Raw genomic sequence first — 20,517 nt, 5'->3', positions numbered from 1 at the left:
ATAATGTATAAATTTTGATGTCTATAATACTTATATTATAGTTAAGAAATGTTTACTATGTTAAAATATCTTTATTTAAATTTAGGATTTTTATGAATAAAAGATTAAATAACATTGAAGAATGCTATAGTTGTGGTTTGTTTATAGAAAAAGATTATAAAACAAATCTGGTACAGCGATGTCCTAGATGTAATAGTAAATTACCAGTAGATAAAGAATTGTCTTATGATTCTTTGTATTATGCTATTTCAGCTATATTATTATTCATTATTTTAAATATTTATCCAATCATTACATTAGATATTGCAGAAAAAGAGCTTAAAACAACTCTTATTGGAGCAGTTCTTACTTTAATAGAACAAGGTTTCTTACTTATTGGATTAGTTGTTTTTTTTACTATTTTATTTGCTCCAATATTAAATTCTTTTATTATAATTTTTGTATATCTTCAACAAAAATTAAATTTAAATATTGTCTCAAAACCTATGCTTTATGATAGTTTCTACTTTTTTAAACATTGGGGATTTATTGAAGTTTTTATTATAAGTATTATTGTAACTTATATAAAATTAATAGGCATGGTATCCACAACAAAATTTGATATAGGTTTTTATGTTATGTTGATATATATTCTTTGTTTTTATTTATCAAATAAGAAATTTAATGCAAAAAATATTTTGGGAGATTAGATGGTTTTAATTTCTTGTAGGAATTGTCATAAAATTTATGAAAAAGAAGATTATAGTGAATTTACTTGTGAAAGATGTAATCATAAAGTTACAAGAAGAATACCAAACTCTTTGCAAACATCTTTTGCTTTACTTATTTGTGCAATATTATTATATATTCCAGCTATGATTTTCCCTATGATGGAGATAACTCAGCTTGGAGTTAATATTCATAGTACAATATTAGAAGGGGTTATTAGCTTTTTAGAAATGAAAAGTTATTTTATTGCAATTGTAATCTTTACTGCAAGTGTTGCAATACCATTGATAAAACTCGTTGGATTACTAATAATATTTAGTTCTTTAAAAATAAAAGTTAAGATGGAGAATAAAACTAAAGTTTTAGTTTATAAATTTATAGAAGCTATTGGAAAGTGGTCAATGATAGATATTTACGTTGTTGCACTTTTATCTTCAATTGTGCAACTAGATGAAATTTTTAATATAAAAGGTGGGATTGCTGCAACATCTTTTGGATTGATGGTTATTTTAACAATGTTAGCAGCAAATAAATTTGATACAAGGATAATTTGGGATGATAGAAAATAAATTAGAACAAACTACAGTTTATAAACCAAAATTAGAACAAAAAAATAAAATCTCTTTTATTTGGATTTTACCTTTAATAGTTTTTGGTATTTTAGGATGGATTGCTTATGAATCATATTCAAAAAAAGGAACAAATATCATAGTTTATTTTAAAAGTGCAGAAGGATTAAAAGAGAATGTAACACCTTTAGAATATAAGGGATTACAGCTTGGAAAAGTTACAAAAATAAATATGCATGAAGATTTAAAAAGTGTAAGTGTAAATATCTTGGTAAATAGTGAAGCTGAAAAATATGTAGCAAATGAAGGTTCAAAATTTTGGATAAAGAAACCAACCGTTTCATTAACAAAAATATCTGGTTTAAGTACACTAATAAGTGGATATAAAATAGAGTTGTCTCCAACTTTTGTAACTCATGAAGAGATAGAAAAACTAAAACCAAAATACTATTTTGAAGGATTAGAATTTCAACCAGATGATGAGTATGATGAAAATGGTTACTATATAACCTTACTTGCAAATGATAAAGACAATGTTGATGTTGGAACACCAGTATTTTATAATAAATATCAAATTGGTGAAATTGTAGCAAAAGAGTTTAAAGAAGAACAACTTTTTATTGTTTCTCATATTTATGATAAATATAGATATTTAGTAAATAAAAGTTCTAAGTTTGTTATGAATGAAGCTTTAAAAGTAAATTATGGAGCAGGAGGTTTAAATATTGAAGTTGGGTCTTTTTACTCTGCGCTTATTGGAGGGATTACAGTTATTACTTCTAAAAAAGATATAGAAGAAATACCAAAAAATGATATTCAAATTTTATATGCTCAAAAAGATGATTTAAAGGGAAAACACTATTTTAAAATTGATTTCTATGAAGCAACAATAGATGAAAATACACCTATTATTTTTAAAGGTATAGAAATAGGAAGAATTAGTTCTATAAAGTTAAATGAGGATTATTTGGAAACAAAAGCTTTTGTTTATGATGAGTACAAATATCTTTTAACTAAAAATAGTAGATTCTTTGTTGAAGAACCTACTATATCACTTAGTGGTATAAAAAATCTTGGAAATATAATAAAAGGAAATTTTGTTTCTTTAGAATATAAAGATGGAGATTTTAATGATAAGTTTTCAGCAATAAATAAAAAAGAGTTAAAAAAGAGTGTTGATACTATCAAAGTTGAACTATTTGCAGAAAATCTTAATTCAATTACTGATAGATCAAAAATTTATTATAGAAATATTGAAATTGGAAGAGTTGATAGTTATTCTTTAACAAATGATTATAAAAATGTAAAATTATCTATATTAATAGATGAAGAGTATAAAGATTTGATAAATGATAAAACACTATTTTATGACATGAGTTCAAAAATTTTACAGATAAAGAATCTAAATTTAGATTTAAATTATAGTGGTATGGAAGGAATGTTTAATGGCTCTATAGGAGTTTTATCAATAAGTAATGATAAAAATAAATTAACAAAGCAAGAATTTAAGTTATATAGTAAATACGAAGATGTACTAAGAATAAAAAGAATGGAGAATAGTGGATTTATAGTTTTTACAGAGTTTGATAATAGTTTTAAATTATTTCAAGATATGGCAGTTATTTATAAAAATCAAGAGATAGGATTTGTTAAAAATATTAAATTCAATGATAAACTATCTAAAGTTGAATTGTTTATTTATGATGATTATAAAAAGTTTATTACTAATAGTAGTAGATTTTATAAAAAAAGTGCTATTGATTTAAAAGCTAGTCTTAGTGGAATTGATTTTTCTATAGATAATCTTAACTCTTTAATTGAAGGTTCTATATATCTTGATAATAGTTCAAAAACTCCTTTAGGAAATCATGAAATTTATGCAAATGAAGATGATATGAATAGTGCTACAAATAGTGTAGTTATCATTTTTAATGATGTTGAAGGTATAGAAGAGAATTTTTCAAAACTTACATATAAAGGTGTAAATATAGGAAAAGTAAAAAAAGTAAGTTTAAATAAAAATAGACAAGTTGAGGTTGAAGCTATTATATATGATGATTTTTCAAATTTTGCTAAAGATGGAACAATGTTTTATCTTAAAAAACCAAGAATTTCACTTCAAGAAGTAGCAAATCTAGGTGCAACAGTAATGGGTGTAAATATTGGAGTTATAAAAGGTGAAGGAAAATTTAAAAGAGTATTTACTGGTTTTGATCAAGAACCATCAGTTGATTATTCTCATTTAGGAACAATTTTTAAAGTAGAAGATAAAACTGTATCTAGTGTAAATGTGGACTCACCAGTTTATTATAAAAATGTACAAATAGGAAAAGTTTTAAAAGTTGATTTAAGTAGTGATGGCTCAAGAGTAATAATAGATTGTTTAATAGATAATAAATATAAGAAATTAATTCGAAAAAACTCAAAATTTTATGATATTAGTGGATTTGATATGGAATTTTCTATATTTGGTTCAAAAGTACAATCTAGTACAGTTACAAGTTTAATAAAAGGTGGTTTTGTCGTTGTTACCCCTTATGATTACTCTGATGAAGCAACTAGTAGTGATATATTTATGCTAGAAAAAACATTAGAAATTGATTGGAAAAATATAAGTCCTAGTATAAAGTAATATTTTAATAAAGAATTAAGATTTATCCATATACAATACTTTTATGCAAAGGATAATTTTTATCCTTTAAAAAAGTATTAGGAGAAATTATGAAAAAAATAATGACAACAACAGGTGGAAATCCAATTGCAGATAATCAAAATTCGTTAACAGCAGGGGATAGAGGTCCAGTTTTATTACAAGATTATCAATTAATTCAAAAGTTAGCGCATCAAAATAGAGAGAGAATTCCTGAAAGAGTTGTTCATGCAAAAGGAAGTGGAGCTTTTGGAGAGCTTGAAATAACTGAAGATATTTCAAAATATACAAAAGCAAAAGCTTTACAAAAAGGTGAAAGAACAAAGCTTCTTTTAAGATTTTCGACAGTTGCAGGAGAAAGAGGTGCTGCTGATGCTGAAAGAGATGTAAGAGGATTTGCATTAAAGTTTTATACAAAAGAAGGAAATTGGGATTTAGTTGGAAATAATACACCAGTATTTTTTGTAAGAGATGCATATAAATTTCCTGATTTTATCCATACTCAAAAAAGAGATCCACAAACAAACTTGAGAAGTAATACTGCAATGTGGGATTTTTGGAGTTTAAGTCCAGAAAGTTTACATCAAGTTACTATTTTGATGTCAGATAGGGGATTACCAAAATCATTTAGAAATATAAATGGATATGGTTCACATACATATAGTTTAATAAATGATAAAAATGAGAGATTTTGGGTTAAATTCCACTTTAAAACTCTTCAAGGTATAGAAACTATTACAAATAAAGAAGCAGAATCTATTGTTGGAAAAGATAGAGAGTCGAATCAAAGAGATTTGTTTGAAAATATTGAAAAAGGAAATTTTCCAAAATGGAGTTTTGAGATTCAAATTATGAGCGAAGAACAATCAAAATCATGTAGTTTTAATCCATTTGATTTAACAAAAGTTTGGCCTCATAGTGATTATCCTATGATAAAAGTAGGTACTATGACTTTAAATGAAAATCCAAAAAACTATTTTGCACAAGTTGAACAGGCATCGTTTAGTCCATCAAATATAGTTCCAGGTATTAGTTATTCTCCTGATAAAATGTTACAAGCTAGAATTTTCTCATATCCAGATGCACAAAGATATAGAGTTGGAACACATTATGAAATGTTACCTGTAAATAGACCAATAGTTGAAGTAAATACATATAATCTTGACGGTAGTATGAACTTTCAAGTAAAAGATCCAACAAAAGCTTTTTATGAGCCAAATAGCTTTGATGGACCAGTTGAAGATAGTAGTTTTGCTGAATCAGCTTTAACTGTTGGTGATGTAGCGGATAGATATAATCATAGGATTGGAAATGATGATTTCTCTCAACCAAGAGCATTGTTTTTACTTATGAGTGAAAATCAAAAAGAACAATTATTTAGTAATATCAAAGATGCAATGGATGGAGTTCCTAGAAATATTGTAGATAGACAAATTGCTTTATTTGAGCAAGTACATCCAGATTATGCAGCTGGTGTTAAAAAAGCTTTAGGAATATAAGGTTTTTTATGGAAGTTACACAAGAAGAGTTAAAACGATATGAAGAATTACAAGTTTTGGCACTTGATTTTTCAAGAACTGGTAAAACTCAATATTTAAAAGCTATGATTGAAGCTGGACTTAGTGTTAATTTAACTGATCATAAAGGAAATACTCTTTTGATGTTGGCTTCTTACAATGGCAATATTGATACTACACAAATGCTAGTAGATTTAGGTGCTGATGTAGATAAGAAAAATGATAAAGGACAAACACCTCTTGCTGGTGTTTGCTTTAAAGGTTATTTAGAAATTGTAAAAATTCTTGTAACAGCTGGAGCAAACATACATGAAAACAATGGACTTGGTACAACTCCACTTATGTTTGCTAGTATGTTTGGAAATACCAAAATAGTAAAATATCTAAATGAGCAAGATAAAAATATGAGTTTTAAATATAAACTTTATCTTCTATTTTCAAAAATCATTAGCTTATTTAGGAAAAATAATTAGATAAGGAATCTATATAAAATATAGATTCCTTATCTTAAAATGAGTATTTTATTCCAACTCCTGTAAATCTTCCTTCTCCAAAAGTTACTAAATATCCAGTAGGCATTTGAGTAGCTGTTGTTAAATAACTTTCATCAGTAATATTTTTCATATAAGCATAAATATCCCAATTATTAAACATATATCCAATTTTAATATTAGCTGTAGTATAAGAATTTTCTTTTAAAGTATTTGCTGCATCAAAATATTTTTTACCTTGATTAAAAATATCAAATCTTCCATAAATTCCATTTTGGTTTTGGTATGTTAATCCTATATTAAAATTATAAGAAGGAGTGTTTTCTATCCTATTGTCTTTATTGTTTGAGTTTATATATTCATCATATTTAGCTTGAATTAGTCCTAATGAAGAATTTATTGCCCAGTTATTATTTATGATATATTTTGTTTCTACTTCTAAACCTTGAGAAGTTGCTTTACCTCCATTTGTTGTTGTCATCCTCATTCCATCAAAATTAAACAAGTGAATATCATCAATATCCATATAAAAAATTGAAGCAGATATATTTAACTTATTATTTAAAAGGTAACTTTTTATACCTAGTTCATAATTTATAGATTTTTGTGCATCAAATTTATTGTTATCAACTGTTCCACTATCTGCATAATAATTAAATCCTCCAGGCAAATAACCTTTTGAAATACTAAAAAATGATGTATTATTATCATTTATTTTATATGATAGTGCAAATTTTGGTAAAAAAGTTTTCCATGTTTCTTCAGAATCAAGAGAGTATATTGCTTGGTTATTTGAACCAGTAGGTTTCATAAAATAATCTAAATTTATATCTTTTTTAATTTTTTGGTATCTAGCTCCTAAAGTTAAATCAATATTTTCTATAATAGGAATTATCATTTGTCCAAAAATAGCTTGAGTTTGGCTAGAAGTTTTAGAAACATAATCTGTATAAATATTATCTATTCCAAATATATTTCCCCACATGTAAGCTGGGTATTCTGAACCATATTTTTTATTATTAAATTTATCTTTTTCATAATATAAACCAGTTAGCCATTTTATATTAGAATTGTCTTTATTTTGAAGCCTTAATTCTTGAGTAAAATTTTTCAATTCAGTGTTAGCAAAAATATTTAAGTTGTCATTTGCTGGATTATTTGACCAATCAAAATCATAATTAAATTTAATGTCTGTTTTTGAATTAGTTGTTGTAGATGATAAAATATAATTATCAAAGTCATATGTTAGATTTAATGCTTGTGAATTATTTGTTGTATCATTATAAGAATCTGTTTCAAAATTTGCATTTTTAAAATCTTTTCTCTTATAATCATTTATATTATTTGAAGGTATAATTCCTCCTTCTATAAAATATTTTTTATCTTTACTATTAAAAATACTAATTTTTGATGATAGTCTATCTGTTGGTTTATATATAACATTAAAATTTAATTTATGTAATTTTTGATTATTTGCATCATCTTTTTGTGCTGAGTTATTATTTGTTATCCAGCCATCATTTTTTGATATCACACCATTTGTACTGATGTATAATTTATCTTTTATTATTGGAACATTAAGATTTAATTTTCCTTCCATAAAATTATTTGAACCATATTCTGTAGAGATAAATCCTTCTAAATTATCTGGTTGTTTTGTTACTATATTTATAACTCCACCGATACTATCTTTTCCATAAATTGTTCCTTGTGGACCTCTTAAAACTTCAATTTTTTCAACATTTATTAAAGAAGTATTATAACCAAAACGATTACTATGTGGAATTCCATCTATATATATTACAACAGGGTTTGTTGCTGTAAATAATGAAGTATTGATTCCTCTAAAATTAACTTGCTCATAATATAAATTTGAAGATGATAGATTTGGAATCTCCTTTATTACATCAGAAATATTTTTTATTCCTTTTACTTCTATATCTTCTTCAGTTAATACAGTAATACTTTGAGGAACATCTTTTATATTTTCTTCCATTTTATTTGCACTAACTGTTATTTCATCTAGTTTTGTTGTTTCTGTTGCAAATAGTACTGAGCTTGCAAATATTGAACAAAAAATTAACTTATGTGTTTTGTTTATCATTTTTTTCCCTTTAACAAGTTTTTAATAAGCTTGTATTATAATGATAAGGAATATTGACTTCAAGAAGTAATTTATTATTTTAGAATTACTTTTTATGAATAAGGAATTAAATGTCTTATAATTTTACATTAAATGATATGGAAGCATATAAATTCTCTTCAAATCAAAATGATATTATAGTTAATTTTCCAAAAGAACTTGGATTTATATCTACTTTGAAATATAAAATTACAGAAGATATTTTATTATTAAAAACAAAAATTTTAACTAATGAAAAAATATTCTTACATGCTAATTCAAAAATTAAAGGCTTAGTTGTGAATATTGTTCTTGATGGAGAGAGTAATATAATAGATAATAGTTTTAAAAAAGAAGAAAGTTTTAAAAAAAATAGTTCTTGTATTAAATATATTAACGAATATGATACGACAACAATTTTAGATAAAAATTCTAATTCTTTAGGAATAATAATAAAAGATGAATTTTTAGAAAAAAATTTTAATAATATTTTTAATTTAGACTCTTTTGAAAATTCTCCAAGTGTAACATTAAAAAATCAGATTTCAAAGAATATTAAATTAGCAACTCAGATTTTTAATTCTCCTTTTGAGGGTAAATTACATGATATTTATCTTCAAAGTAAGGTATTAGAACTGATTTATAATGAATTTAGTGATATATTTAATCAACAAAAAATTTCTGATAATAAAAAAATAAAATTTAATCAAGATGATATTGAAGCTTTATATAAAGCAAAAAATATAATACTAAACTCAAATGAATTTCCAGATTTAGTAACTTTGTCAAAAAAAGTAGCACTTAATGAATTTAAATTAAAGTATGGATTTAAACAACTTTTTGATAAGAGCCCTGGTCAAATGATATTAGAACAAAAAATGAATTATGCTAAAAAACTTTTAGAAACAAGTGAATATTCAATAGCAGAAATAGCAAATTTTGTAGGATATAAATATCAATCAAATTTTACAAATGCTTTTATACAATTTTTTGGAACTTGTCCTAAGAATATAATGATTAAAAGAAAGTATTATTACTAATACTTTCTTATTTTAAATAGTTCTCTTTTTTATCAAGAGTATCTAATTCTTGTCCTATCTCTTGGTATCTTTTGAAATAGTATTTTACAAAAGAGTTTATGTTTTTATCATTTGGCATAAAATATCTATCTTCTTTTGTAGCATAACGATTTAGAAATTTTGTAGCATCTTCTTTTTCTAAATAGTGTTTTGCTAAAGCAGTATAATTTATAATATACCATTCTTTTAATTTCTCAAATTTTTCATCACTTAAATCTATATTTAATTTTTTATTTTTATCATCCCAAGATAAAATATTGCTTTCAAAAAGTCCACTTAAATGAATCAACCCTTCACAATAGTATGGTTGAACTTCATCAACTTCCATCCAAGATATTAATCCTACACTTCTTTTAACTAAGTCTATTAAAACTTGTTCTTTTAAATGTTTTTCATCATTTTCATCATCAAGTAAATATGATATTAATCCGCCTGTTGTTGCTTTAAACTCTTCAATATTTTTAAAATTTCCAGTTTTATTCATAAAACTTTCTGTTTCTTTATCACACCATAAAATATGTCCATATTCATGCCCAATAGTGCTAATATCATATACTTGATGCCAAGAATTAGTTTGATTGAATAAAAAATCTCTATCCCTTCTTAGAAGCTCTTGCCCAAAAATCTCACTAGAAAGTTTTAAAAATGGTTTTGCACGACTACTTTGTAATATTTCATCACTAAATGCAAATATTTTTTTACCTTCTTCCAAACTTACAACTTCATCATTTGGTACAACTTGTGCTGAAAAAAGTCCATTTAACTCTGCACCAAAAAATAGTGCAGGGCGACCTACATAAAGTTGTACTTTATCTAGTGAAGCTAAGCTAAAATCATATATTTTTTTATATTCTAGATTTGATTCAAAACTATTGTAAATTTTTGTAAATGCTGATTTTATTTTATTTACTCTATGGTCATTTTGTGCAAATTTTGGATTTGTCAGTCTTATATCCCATTCTAGTGCAACAGCTTTTCTAAAATGATCTTCGTAATATTCAAGTGGATGCCCTATTTGAATTGGAGTTTTTATTTTCATCCAAGTTCTATCTACATTTGCCCATTTTTCTACTAAACTATCAGTTTTATCTTCACTAAATGCTACTATTAAACTCTGTATGTATGCTATATATTCCCATTTTTGATTATATATTTCATCTTCCAGTTCTATTAGTTTATCTGCAAACTCTTCAAGTGCATCTACAACTTTAGTAACTTCTTTTTTGAAAACTTTTATGTAAGCTTTTGATGTATATCTATCTTTTTCTTTTACAAGAGCAGAATAGCATCTATCTGCTGTTATACCACCATGACCTTTATCAAAAAGTTGTTCATCTTCAAGATACTTCATTATTTTTGTTTCATCATTATCAAATTTATACATAAGTTCTTTATTTATGCCATTTATGATATGTGCTGTCCAAGAAGTTTGCCAAGAACTCATCTGAAGTCCTACATTATAAACTCCTATAAAAACTTCTCTATAAAAAGGAGTTAAAAGTGAGTTTTGTACAATAAAATCTATAAATTTTGTATGCACATTATGCCAATAATCTTTTACAAATTGATAAGCTTTTTCTTGTAAGTCTATGATTTCTATTTCATTTTTCTCTAACTTTTTTAGAACTTGAACTAAACTATCATCTCGTAAGTTTACAAGTCTAGTTACAAGTGCAAATTTTAAATCACTATTTATTTCAAGATTTAAAGCTTTTGCAAACTCATTAATAAGTTCTAGTTTATCAAACTCTTCATTTTCTAAATATTTTATTAGTTCATTTGTTGTTGCTTTTTGTTCATTTAAAAAGTCATATATTTTTTGTAAATCATATAAAAATTTTTCTTTGTTCATATTTTAGCCTTTATATTTTTGAAGTCATTATTATATCAAAAGCTATATTTTTTCACTTTTAAGTATTTGTTAGTTTAGATTTATAATCTATATAAAAAAGATACGATATTTAATAAATTAATTTAATATATTTTATTTCTTATTTTCAAATTCCTTTTTAAGTTCTTTAAGTTCTTTCAAACTTTTTTCTGATTTATCAATAATATCTTCAATCATAAGCCCTAACATAACAGTTTTATATAAGTTAGGTTTATATTTTTGCCAATTATATAGAGTTTTTATATCTACATTTAAAAATCCAGCAATGTCTCTTTTTGTCATTTTCATAAAAATCCTTTTTTTATTGTTAATTTACTTTATGAGTAGTGACAAGGCAACATAAGATTTATTCCATTAAATATAACAATTTTAAGGAATAATTCTAAATAAATAAAATACAATAAAGGAATTATTCTATATTTTTATGTAAAAGTATGGAACTATTAAATATAAAAGGCATAAAAATGAGTGAAAATGAAGCTATACTCGTATTAAAAGAATTTCAAGAAAAAATTGAAAGTATGTTGGAAATAGATTGTATTGACTATGATATAAATATAGAAAAAGTGCATGAAGCTTTATCTGTTTTAAAAGATGCTTTAGAAAATATGAAATTAATTTATCTTGATAAAAAAATAACTCTTGAAAATTTATCTTTAGATCCTATTTAAAATATTTATATTTTTTATAGGGTTTGTTTTAAATATCTATTATAGAATAATTGTTTCTTCCACTATTTTTTACTTGATATAAAGTTTCATCAGCTTTCATTAAAAGTTCTAATTTTGTAATATCTGAATTTGAAGAGAAGAAAGATATCCCAATACTAACTGTTATAAATTTTTCTATTTTTGAAAACTCATGAGTTATTTTTAAATCTCTTACTGCTTTTAAAAGATTTTTTGCAACAGTTTCTAAACCACTTCTATTAATATCTTTTAAAAGAATAACAAACTCTTCCCCTCCATATCTAGCAACTAAATCACTAGGTCGTTTTAAAGTCGATTGTAAAGCTTTTGCCACTTGTCTTAATGCTTCATCACCTTTCCCATGTCCATAATTATCATTATATCTTTTGAAAAAATCTATGTCTATCATTAAAACAGCTAGATTGTTTTTTTCTCTTTTTGATTCTAAAAAAGTTATTTCGAAAGCTTCATCAAAAAATCTCCTATTCCTTATATTAGTTAAACTATCATACATTGATAGCTGTTCAAGTAAGTCAGTTTTGAGTTTAAGATTAATATGATTTTTTAATCTTATTTTTACAATATCTTTATTGAAAGGCTTTTTTATATAATCAATAGCTCCAAGATTTAATGCAAATTCTTCATCTTCTTCACTATTTTTTGCTGTAATAAATACTATTGGAAGATTTTTTGTTTTATTATTATTTTTTAATTTTCTACATACATCATATCCATTTATATCAGGCATTTCAATATCTAAAAGAACGAGATCTATTTCATTTGATATATTTAAGATTTCTAACGCTTTAGTTCCACTTTTAGCAACTTTTATATCATATTCATCTTTTAATAAATCAGATAATATTAATAAATTAGTTGTCATATCATCAACAATAAGTATTGTAGGTTTTCTATATTCCAAGCTTACTCTCCCTAAAAAGAAATATCTTATCTTATCTTATCTTTCCATTAATAGGGCAAATTTTTTTTTTGCTTGTTTTATAGAGATTTTTAATTACAAATTATTCTATATAGTTAGCACTCTATATATAAAAGTGCTAAAAAGATAAAAAACTTTAGCCAAGTTTAATAAAGCTTAGATAAAATTCTCTTTTAAAAATAAAAATAAAAATTTATAAAAATCAAAAAAAGCGAGGATAATAAAATGGCAAAATATCAATTCCAAACAGAAGTAGGACAACTACTACACTTAATGACACACTCTTTATATTCAAATAAAGAGATTTTTATAAGAGAGCTTGTATCAAATGCAAGTGATGCTATAGATAAGCTAAATTATTTAAGGCTTACAGATGAAAAATTAAAAGAGAGTCTTGCTGATTGGAAAGGTGAGATAAATATCTCTTTTGATGAAAAAGATAAATCACTTACTATTATTGATAATGGTATAGGTATGAATGAAGAAGATATGATAAATTCTATTGGAACTATTGCAAAATCTGGAACTAAATCTTTTGTTGAAGCTTTAACTGGAGATGCAAAAAAAGATTCAAATTTAATAGGTCAATTCGGAGTAGGATTTTATTCTGTTTTTATGGTAGCAGATAGTGTAGATGTTATTTCAAAAAAAGCTGGTGAAGAAGTAGCTTTTAAATGGAGTTCAAATGGAACAGGTGAATTTGATTTAGCCCCTTGTACAAAAGAGACAAATGGAACAGTAATTTATATAAAATTGAAAGATGATGAAGTTGATGAATTTGCAAGTAAATATAGAATAAAAAATATTGTGAGCAAATACTCAAATCATATAGCTTATCCAATATTTTTAAATTATGATGAAGAAGTTACTCAACCATTAAGCGAAGAAGATGAAAAAGCTGGAAAAACAGCAGAGAAAAAGATTGAACGAAAACATGAACAAATAAATGAAGCAACAGCACTTTGGACTCAACCAAAAGCAAAATTGAAAGAAGAAGATTATAATAACTTCTATAAATCAATTTCTCAGGATTCAAGTGATCCAATGCTTACAATTCATACAAAAACAGAAGGAGTAAATGAGTACACAACACTATTTTATATTCCTCAAATTGCACCAATTGATATGTATAGAGCAGATTACCAAAGTGGAATTAAACTATATGTAAAAAGAGTATTCATAACTGATGATGATAAAGAGTTATTACCTACATATTTAAGATTTGTAAGAGGTATTATTGATAGTGAAGATTTACCTTTAAATGTAAGTAGAGAGATTTTACAAGAGAATAGAATTTTAGCAAATATCAAACAAAGTAGTGTTAAAAAGATTTTATCTGAAATCAAAAAACTTTCAAAAGATGAAGAAAAATATTCTAAATTTATAGAACAATATAATAGAGCTTTAAAAGAGGGTGTTTATCAAGATTATACAAACAAAGAAGCAATTTTAGAACTTTTAAGATATAAATCTACAAAAACTGAAGATAATAAATTAACTTCTCTCGAAGATTACAAATCTAGAGCTTCTAGTGAACAAAAAGCTATCTATTATATCGTTGGAGAAAATGAAAAAGTTTTAAGAAACTCTCCACTTTTAGAAAGTTATAAGAAAAATGATATTGAAGTATTAATTTTAGATGACAAAGAAATAGATGAAATAATAACTCCAACTATTGGTGTATTCAAAGAGTGGGAATTTAAAGATATTACAACTTGTGAAGCTCCAAAAATAGAACAAAGTGAAGAAGAAAAAAAAGAAGTTGAAGAGAATTTTAAAGATATAGTTTCAAAAATTAAAGATAAATTAAATGACAATGTAAAAGATGTAAAAATTACAAATAGATTGTCTGAATCAGCTTCTTGCATCACAAAAGATGCACAAGATGCTCAAATGGCTGCAATGGCACATATGTTTAGAGCAATGGGACAAAGTGTTCCTGAAATAAAACCTATTTTAGAAATAAATCCAAATCATGAAATAGTTAAAAAACTAAAAGATACAAAAGATGAAGAGTTAATTGAAGATATTTCTTGGATTTTATTAGATTTAGCAAAAATTAGTGAAGATATCGAGATAAGTGATAGAGTTGCATTTGCAAAAAGACTTACAAAAATAACTGCTAAAGCGCTATAATTTATACTTAATCAAACTGTTAGTTTTTTTAACTAACAGTTTTTTCAATTTTCTTGCTAAAATACTATTATTTAGATAAAGTTATATAAAATTATAGGGAAATTATTATGTTTGAAGCTTTATTTAAATTATTAAAATTTATTTTTAAAAAAGTTACAAAACTTTCTATCCCATATTTTAGTATTGAAGAAAATGATTTAAAATTTAAAATTTCCACTGATAATTTTTATAAATTTACCCTTTACAATATCGAAATGAAAACTAGACATGATTCTTATGTTTATGAAGCTTATACATTAAAAGCCAACCATATTTTCTTAGAATATATTCATACTTATACCGATGTTATATGGAATGTTCAAGCTTTATCTTGTTTTTTAGATTTATTAAAAGATAATTTAAAAATAAATAGTTTTGAAAATTGTGAGAAAAAGATATATAATCACTATGAATTTAATATTTATAGAGTAAATAAAACTTACAATTTACATATTATATATATTTATGAAATGCAAAAAGAGATTTTTATAGTTGATACAAAAGGTGATTTGTATGAAAATCTTTTAAAGAATTTTGAAAAAACTTATACTTATAATTTCCCTAAAAATGAAAATATAGATATTAACCTTAATATAAGTTTGGCAAAAAATAATGCTATAAATAGTTATTTTAGACTAGCTTCAAATTAGCTAGTCTATAAAATTATTTACCAAAAACTTGTTTTAGAATAGAAGTAGTTTGTTCAACTGGATTCTCTCTAATACTTGCTTCTTTTTTTGCAATCATAGAAAATAGTCCATCTATTGCTTTTGAAGTTACAAAGTCATCTAAACTTTCATTTGAATTTCCAGGAATATATGAATCAACACCAAAATTTTTAGCTAAACTTGAAACAGTACTATTATTTGCTAAATCTTTTACATTTGATTGATAAAAATTATTTGCTACATCATAATATTGTGCTACATTATTATCTTTCATACTATCTTGAATAATAGGTTTTATAGCTTCTTTTAAAGAAGTTGTTGTATTGTTTTTGAAATATTGAGTTGCTGCATTATCACCACCATTTAAGATATTTTGAGCATCAGCTAAACTCATTTTTTCTATTGCTTGGATAAAAATATTTGCAGTTGTTGGAGCAGCTTTTGAAGCAGCACTATTCATTGAATTTATTAAATCATCAGCTATCTTATCTCCACCAGCTTTTCTTATAACTCCTTCTACCGTTGATAAATTATTTGGAAGGGGAATTTTTACTTCTTTATTATTTAAGTAACCATTTGGCTTACCAAGTTCTGTTGTTGCAAAATTTACTCCAACTTTTAAAGCATCTTTTAAACCTGCAGAAATAGTATTATTATCTAAGTTAGATGTTGTTTGAGTATTACTAGAAGAATTAACAGATTTTGTAACTTCGTTTGCAATACCTTTTAAATCAAATCCAAAACTAAGTGTTGATAGAACTAAACTTGATATTATTAGAGATTTTTTCATAATCTTTCCTTTTAAAATAAATTTTAAGATTATATATAAAATACTTGTAAAAATTGTGAAAATTATATTTATGCACAAATAAATATAGATTTAGATAAAATATCTACTCTTATATAGAAAATAATTTTAGGAAATTTAATGGAACAATTTATCCAAGACTGGGGCTATATAGCACTTTTTTTGTACACTTTTGGAGGTGGATTTTTAGCCTTAGCAATAGCTGGAGCATTTTCTTATGCAGGTGATTTGAATATATATATTTGTATTGCAGTTGCAGGAGTTTCAAACTTTGTTGGTAGCCAGTTTTTATTTTACATGGGAAAATATAATAAAGAATATGTAGAAGATATGATGAAAAATCATAAGAAGAAAATAGCTTTAGTAAAAGTATTATTAAAAAAATATGGAATTTTTATAGTATTTATTCAAAAATATATATATGGAGTAAAAACTTTAATTCCACTTGTTATGGGAGTTTCTGAATATAATCCTTATAAATTTATGATTCTAAATATTTTTGCTTCAATTTTATGGGCTTGTGTTATTGGATATATTAGTTTTGTAGCTGGGGAATTTTTAATGAGTATATCTGATAAATTTCAATATATGGGTTTCATTATTGTATTTGTTATTATCTTTATTCTTATTTCAAACTTTAATAAAAAAAGAAAAAAGGCAAAAAATAGTGAAGTTTAATGAACTAAAATTAAAAAAGGAATTTATACAAAATCTTGATTCTTTAGGATATGAAAGTTTAACCCCTATACAAGAGCTTACTTTAGAAAAAAGCTTATTAGGAAAAGATATAATTGCTCAAGCAAAAACAGGTTCTGGAAAAACAGTTGCTTTTTGTATTCCTCTTGTTGAAAAATTAGATGTTAAACAATTTAATATTCAATCACTTATTTTAGCTCCTACAAGAGAGTTAGCAAATCAAATAGCAATTGAACTTAGAAAACTATTTCGTCATATTCATAATGTAAAAGTTTTAACTTTATGTGGAGGAGTTCCTTTTAAACCTCAAGTAGCTTCTTTAGAGCATAATGCTCATATTATAGTTGGTACAACAGGAAGAGTTTTAAAACATATCAAAGAAAAAAATCTAAATTTAGAAAATTTAAACTATTTTGTTTTAGATGAAGCAGATAAGATGTTAGATATGGGATTCTACGATGATATAGAACAAATAGTAGAAGTTTTACCAAATAACCGACAAACTATGCTTTTTAGTGCAACTTATGAGAAAAATATTGAAAGATTATCTTCTGCAATTATGAATCAAGCAATTTTTGTAAAAATTGAGAGTGAAAAGAAAGAATTCATAGCACAAACTTTTTATAATATTGAAAATAATCAAAAAAATGAAAATATATCAAAAATAATATCTTCAAGTAAGGCAACTTCAACAATTATATTTTGTAATATGCGACAAACTTGTGAAACTTTAGCTGATGATTTGTATGATTTAGGGCTTGATATTTTAACTTTACACTCTGATTTAGATCAAAAACAAAGAGATGAAACAATAGTATTATTTTCAAATAAATCTTATCCTATTTTAATTGCAAGTGATGTTGCAGCAAGAGGTTTAGATATAGATGATATTGATTTAGTTATTAATTATGATTTATCTTTAAATCAAAAAATACATACTCATAGGATTGGTAGAACTGCAAGAGCTGGAAAAGGTGGATTTGCAGTAACATTTTATACAAAAAATGAAAATGACAAACTTGATATCTTTAAAGATACTTTTGAAGATATCAAGTTTGAAGATATCAAAAATGTACAAGAGAATAAAGATTTTGAAATAGATAGTGATTTTAGAACGATATTTATAAATAGTGGGAAAAAACATAAACTTAGAAAAGCTGATATTTTAGGAAGTTTAACAGCTGGAATAGGGCTAGATAAAAATGATATAGGTAAAATTGATGTTTTAGATTTTTGTTCTTATGTTGCAGTAAAAAAAGAGAAATTTAAATTTACATTAACAGAGTTACAAAGAACTAAAATAAAAGGTAAAATTCATAATACTTATGAAAAATAATAATAAATTATGATATCATACAAGCATTTTAAACAAAGGGGAGTAATTGTTGTTTAAAAATAGTTTATTCACAAAAATCATTTTGATTTTTACATTGCCAGTATTAGGGATATTGTTTTTCAGTTCTTCTATGGTTTATGAAAAAATTAAACTTATTAAAGAGTTTGAAGATAATAGTTTTAGATTAAACTATCTAAAAAGTGCAGAAAAATTAATTATATCCTTTGAAAAAGAAAAACTATTATCAATAGAGCAACTAAATACTAAAAAGATATCTAAAGATTTAAAAGATCAACAAGATACTTCAAAAATATCTTTAGCTGAACTAAAGCTATCTTTAAATGAGATGCCTTGGAAAGAGCAATGGAAAGAACATACTATTTCTTTAAATATTAGTTTTAGTAAAGTAGAAGATTTAAGACATAAAATTAATCAACTATCAATCACAAATGATGAAGTTATAGATAGTTTTAATCTTTTAAATAAAAAAATTATAAAAACATTAGTTCTTTTAAGATTTAAAGATTCTACAAACTCTTATTCTCAAGATATATTAAGATTAGATGATTATTTTAATTCAAGTATAAATAATATAGATAAGCTTTCTTCTATTATAGAGTTTATGGTTTTATCTATTGAAAAAGAGTTAGTTCATATAGAAAATAATATAATACTTGAAAGAAATATAAGTTTCTTATTCTTATTCTTTTGCTTTTTTACTCTAATTCCATTATTTTTCATACTTAAGAATATTATTTTTAATGAGCAAGATTCATCATTAAAAATACAAAAACATAAAAATATATATGAGTTGTTAAGTCAAGCAAATAAATTTTTAACGAAAACATTTAAAAAAGATGAATTATATATGGAAATTTGTGAACTTTTAAATGAAAATAAAGATTTGTCATTTTGCTTTATATATGATCGTGTAAATAATATAGTAGTTGCTAAAGATGGAGAATTAAAAGAATTAATAATAAAAAATAAGATTACTTCTTCTGAAAATCTTATATTAAAAACTATTAAAAGAGAACAAAATATTATTATAAAAAATTTAAAAAAAGATAATAGTTCTATTTTTTATGATAAAACAAAAGAGTTAAATATAAACTCAATGGCAACATTTCCTATTAAAAAATTTAATGAAGTAATGGCTGTTCTTGTTATTTATTCTAAACAAACAAACTTTTTTGATCAAGAAGCAGAAATTCTTTTTGATAAATTAGTATTAGGTATTACTAGTTGTTTAGAAAAAATTGATTATGAAGATATAAGGCAAAAACAAGAGAATGAATTGAGATTATCTTCTTATGCCTTTGATTCTTTTGCTCCTATGATTATTACAGATAATAGAAATACAATAGTAAAAGTAAATAAGGCATTTTGCCAAATTATGGGATACTCAAAAGACGAACTTTTAGGACAAAATCCAAGAATTTTTAAAACAGCTCATCAAGATAGAAAATTCATTGAAAATTTATGGGATGACTTAAAAATAAATGGTACTTGGACAGGAGATGTTTATAATAAAAAGGCAAATGGGGAGATTATAGCTTTAAGAAGTATTATTACTGTTATAAAAAATGAAGAAGACAAAATAACAAATTATCTTGGTCAATATATGGATATTAGTGAGCAAAAAGACAAAGAAAAAATATTAGAATATCAAGCAACTCATGATAATTTAACAGGATTGCCTAATAGACTTCTTTTATTAGATAGAATTGAACATGCTATAACAAAAACAGTAAGACATAAAATATTTGGAGGATTAATATTCATTGATTTAGATAATTTCAAAGAAGTGAATGATACTTTAGGACATGATATAGGTGATGTTCTTCTTATAACTGTTGCTAAAAAGATAAAAGAGTGTTTAAGAGAAGAAGATACTGTTTCAAGAATAGGTGGAGATGAATTTATTGTTTTACTAGATAATATAGGAAATAATAGTGATGATGCAAGAAGAAATATAAGTTATTTAGCTGAAAAAATAAAAAATACTTTAAATGGTATAACTCATATTAATGGACATAGAAATGTATCAACTCCTAGTATTGGAGTTACACTATTTAGTGATTCAAGTGTTAGTGTACAAGATATTATAAAACAAGCTGATACAGCAATGTATAGTGCTAAAAAACAAGGAAAGAATGCGATAGAATTTTTCTAAAT

At 24.5% G+C, this 20,517-nt stretch carries 17 protein-coding genes; 12 read left to right on the top strand and 5 right to left on the bottom strand.

What is annotated here, in order from left to right; all coding sequences use genetic code 11:
- Positions 1-92: 92 nt before the first annotated feature.
- The 5 genes from ALANTH_RS08090 (at position 93) to ALANTH_RS08070 (ending at position 5,917) form a co-directional block, all read left to right on the top strand.
- Positions 93-689, top strand: a complete 597-nt coding sequence (locus tag ALANTH_RS08090; protein ID WP_026804673.1) for a paraquat-inducible protein A — start codon at positions 93-95, stop codon at positions 687-689.
- Complete coding sequence (locus ALANTH_RS08085) at positions 690-1,277, top strand: paraquat-inducible protein A (protein ID WP_026804672.1); 588 nt, start codon at positions 690-692, stop codon at positions 1,275-1,277.
- Positions 1,264-3,909, top strand: a complete 2,646-nt coding sequence (locus ALANTH_RS08080; protein WP_228133202.1) for an MlaD family protein — start codon at positions 1,264-1,266, stop codon at positions 3,907-3,909. Before ALANTH_RS08085 ends, ALANTH_RS08080 begins: the two co-directional genes overlap by 14 nt.
- An 89-nt stretch (positions 3,910-3,998) precedes the next feature.
- On the top strand, positions 3,999-5,426 hold the full coding sequence (locus ALANTH_RS08075) for a catalase (protein ID WP_026808082.1): 1,428 nt from the start codon (positions 3,999-4,001) through the stop codon (positions 5,424-5,426).
- Between the two features lie 8 nt (positions 5,427-5,434).
- The gene (locus tag ALANTH_RS08070; RefSeq protein WP_026808081.1) at positions 5,435-5,917 is read left to right on the top strand and encodes an ankyrin repeat domain-containing protein; all 483 of its coding nucleotides are present in this window, start codon (positions 5,435-5,437) and stop codon (positions 5,915-5,917) included.
- A 34-nt stretch (positions 5,918-5,951) separates the two neighbouring features.
- Here ALANTH_RS08070 and ALANTH_RS08065 read toward each other — a convergent pair whose 3' ends face one another.
- Positions 5,952-8,039 (bottom strand): TonB-dependent receptor, encoded by a 2,088-nt coding sequence (locus ALANTH_RS08065; RefSeq protein WP_026808080.1) that lies wholly within the window; start codon positions 8,037-8,039, stop codon positions 5,952-5,954.
- A gap of 110 nt (positions 8,040-8,149) precedes the next feature.
- On the opposite strand from ALANTH_RS08065, the gene ALANTH_RS08060 reads away from it, so the two are divergent.
- On the top strand, positions 8,150-9,097 hold the full coding sequence (locus tag ALANTH_RS08060; RefSeq protein WP_026804667.1) for a helix-turn-helix domain-containing protein: 948 nt from the start codon (positions 8,150-8,152) through the stop codon (positions 9,095-9,097).
- A 7-nt stretch (positions 9,098-9,104) separates the two neighbouring features.
- Here ALANTH_RS08060 and ciaB read toward each other — a convergent pair whose 3' ends face one another.
- Together ciaB and ALANTH_RS08050 are read right to left on the bottom strand one after the other, a co-directional pair.
- Positions 9,105-10,988: an invasion protein CiaB gene (ciaB, locus tag ALANTH_RS08055; protein ID WP_026808079.1), complete on the bottom strand. Its 1,884-nt coding sequence runs from the start codon at positions 10,986-10,988 to the stop codon at positions 9,105-9,107.
- A gap of 132 nt (positions 10,989-11,120) precedes the next feature.
- Positions 11,121-11,315: a hypothetical protein gene (locus tag ALANTH_RS08050; protein WP_029888371.1), complete on the bottom strand. Its 195-nt coding sequence runs from the start codon at positions 11,313-11,315 to the stop codon at positions 11,121-11,123.
- 176 nt (positions 11,316-11,491) lie between these two features.
- Between ALANTH_RS08050 and ALANTH_RS08045 the strand changes: the two genes are divergently transcribed.
- Positions 11,492-11,698, top strand: a complete 207-nt coding sequence (locus tag ALANTH_RS08045; protein ID WP_148299448.1) for a hypothetical protein — start codon at positions 11,492-11,494, stop codon at positions 11,696-11,698.
- Between the two features lie 28 nt (positions 11,699-11,726).
- Here the strand turns inward: ALANTH_RS08045 and ALANTH_RS08040 are convergent, their stop codons facing one another.
- Positions 11,727-12,638 carry a GGDEF domain-containing response regulator gene (locus ALANTH_RS08040; protein ID WP_026804661.1) on the bottom strand — a complete coding sequence of 304 codons (912 nt, stop codon included), beginning with the start codon at positions 12,636-12,638 and terminating at the stop codon, positions 11,727-11,729.
- Positions 12,639-12,881: 243 nt separating this feature from the next.
- Between ALANTH_RS08040 and htpG the strand changes: the two genes are divergently transcribed.
- Both htpG and ALANTH_RS08030 read left to right on the top strand, forming a co-directional pair.
- Positions 12,882-14,792, top strand: coding sequence for a molecular chaperone HtpG (htpG, locus tag ALANTH_RS08035; protein ID WP_026808076.1), 1,911 nt, complete (start codon positions 12,882-12,884; stop codon positions 14,790-14,792).
- Between the two features lie 107 nt (positions 14,793-14,899).
- Positions 14,900-15,481: a hypothetical protein gene (locus tag ALANTH_RS08030; protein ID WP_026808075.1), complete on the top strand. Its 582-nt coding sequence runs from the start codon at positions 14,900-14,902 to the stop codon at positions 15,479-15,481.
- Positions 15,482-15,494: 13 nt separating this feature from the next.
- Here the strand turns inward: ALANTH_RS08030 and ALANTH_RS08025 are convergent, their stop codons facing one another.
- Positions 15,495-16,289 carry a DUF4197 domain-containing protein gene (locus tag ALANTH_RS08025; protein WP_026808074.1) on the bottom strand — a complete coding sequence of 265 codons (795 nt, stop codon included), beginning with the start codon at positions 16,287-16,289 and terminating at the stop codon, positions 15,495-15,497.
- A gap of 138 nt (positions 16,290-16,427) precedes the next feature.
- Here ALANTH_RS08025 and ALANTH_RS08020 point away from each other — a divergent pair, with 138 nt between their 5' ends.
- Genes ALANTH_RS08020 through ALANTH_RS08010 form a run of 3 tightly spaced genes read left to right on the top strand, consistent with a single transcriptional unit; the run spans position 16,428 to position 20,515 of the window.
- Positions 16,428-16,985: a DedA family protein gene (locus ALANTH_RS08020; protein WP_026804655.1), complete on the top strand. Its 558-nt coding sequence runs from the start codon at positions 16,428-16,430 to the stop codon at positions 16,983-16,985.
- Entirely contained in the window at positions 16,975-18,339 is a 1,365-nt protein-coding gene (dbpA, locus tag ALANTH_RS08015) for an ATP-dependent RNA helicase DbpA (protein ID WP_026808073.1), read from the top strand. The genes ALANTH_RS08020 and dbpA overlap by 11 nt, the downstream gene beginning before the upstream one ends.
- Before the next feature lie 49 nt (positions 18,340-18,388).
- Entirely contained in the window at positions 18,389-20,515 is a 2,127-nt protein-coding gene (locus ALANTH_RS08010) for a diguanylate cyclase domain-containing protein (protein WP_026804653.1), read from the top strand.
- Positions 20,516-20,517 lie beyond the last annotated feature (2 nt).

The organism is Aliarcobacter lanthieri, assembly GCF_013201625.1.
Lineage (GTDB): Bacteria > Campylobacterota > Campylobacteria > Campylobacterales > Arcobacteraceae > Aliarcobacter > Aliarcobacter lanthieri.
This window is presented reverse-complemented; position numbering and strand designations above follow the sequence as displayed.

What these genes read in the sequence shown, in the direction of transcription:
- ALANTH_RS08030 (WP_026808075.1), top strand. Translation starts at nt 14,900, where the DNA reads ATGTTTGAAGCTTTATTTAAATTATTAAAATTTATTTTTAAAAAAGTT.
- htpG (WP_026808076.1), top strand. Translation starts at nt 12,882, where the DNA reads ATGGCAAAATATCAATTCCAAACAGAAGTAGGACAACTACTACACTTA.
- ALANTH_RS08080 (WP_228133202.1), top strand. Translation starts at nt 1,264, where the DNA reads ATGATAGAAAATAAATTAGAACAAACTACAGTTTATAAACCAAAATTA.
- ALANTH_RS08025 (WP_026808074.1), bottom strand. Translation starts at nt 16,289, where the DNA reads ATGAAAAAATCTCTAATAATATCAAGTTTAGTTCTATCAACACTTAGT.
- ALANTH_RS08090 (WP_026804673.1), top strand. Translation starts at nt 93, where the DNA reads ATGAATAAAAGATTAAATAACATTGAAGAATGCTATAGTTGTGGTTTG.
- ALANTH_RS08065 (WP_026808080.1), bottom strand. Translation starts at nt 8,039, where the DNA reads ATGATAAACAAAACACATAAGTTAATTTTTTGTTCAATATTTGCAAGC.
- ALANTH_RS08070 (WP_026808081.1), top strand. Translation starts at nt 5,435, where the DNA reads ATGGAAGTTACACAAGAAGAGTTAAAACGATATGAAGAATTACAAGTT.
- ALANTH_RS08060 (WP_026804667.1), top strand. Translation starts at nt 8,150, where the DNA reads ATGTCTTATAATTTTACATTAAATGATATGGAAGCATATAAATTCTCT.
- ciaB (WP_026808079.1), bottom strand. Translation starts at nt 10,988, where the DNA reads ATGAACAAAGAAAAATTTTTATATGATTTACAAAAAATATATGACTTT.
- ALANTH_RS08050 (WP_029888371.1), bottom strand. Translation starts at nt 11,315, where the DNA reads ATGAAAATGACAAAAAGAGACATTGCTGGATTTTTAAATGTAGATATA.
- ALANTH_RS08075 (WP_026808082.1), top strand. Translation starts at nt 3,999, where the DNA reads ATGAAAAAAATAATGACAACAACAGGTGGAAATCCAATTGCAGATAAT.
- ALANTH_RS08020 (WP_026804655.1), top strand. Translation starts at nt 16,428, where the DNA reads ATGGAACAATTTATCCAAGACTGGGGCTATATAGCACTTTTTTTGTAC.
- ALANTH_RS08045 (WP_148299448.1), top strand. Translation starts at nt 11,492, where the DNA reads ATGAGTGAAAATGAAGCTATACTCGTATTAAAAGAATTTCAAGAAAAA.
- ALANTH_RS08085 (WP_026804672.1), top strand. Translation starts at nt 690, where the DNA reads ATGGTTTTAATTTCTTGTAGGAATTGTCATAAAATTTATGAAAAAGAA.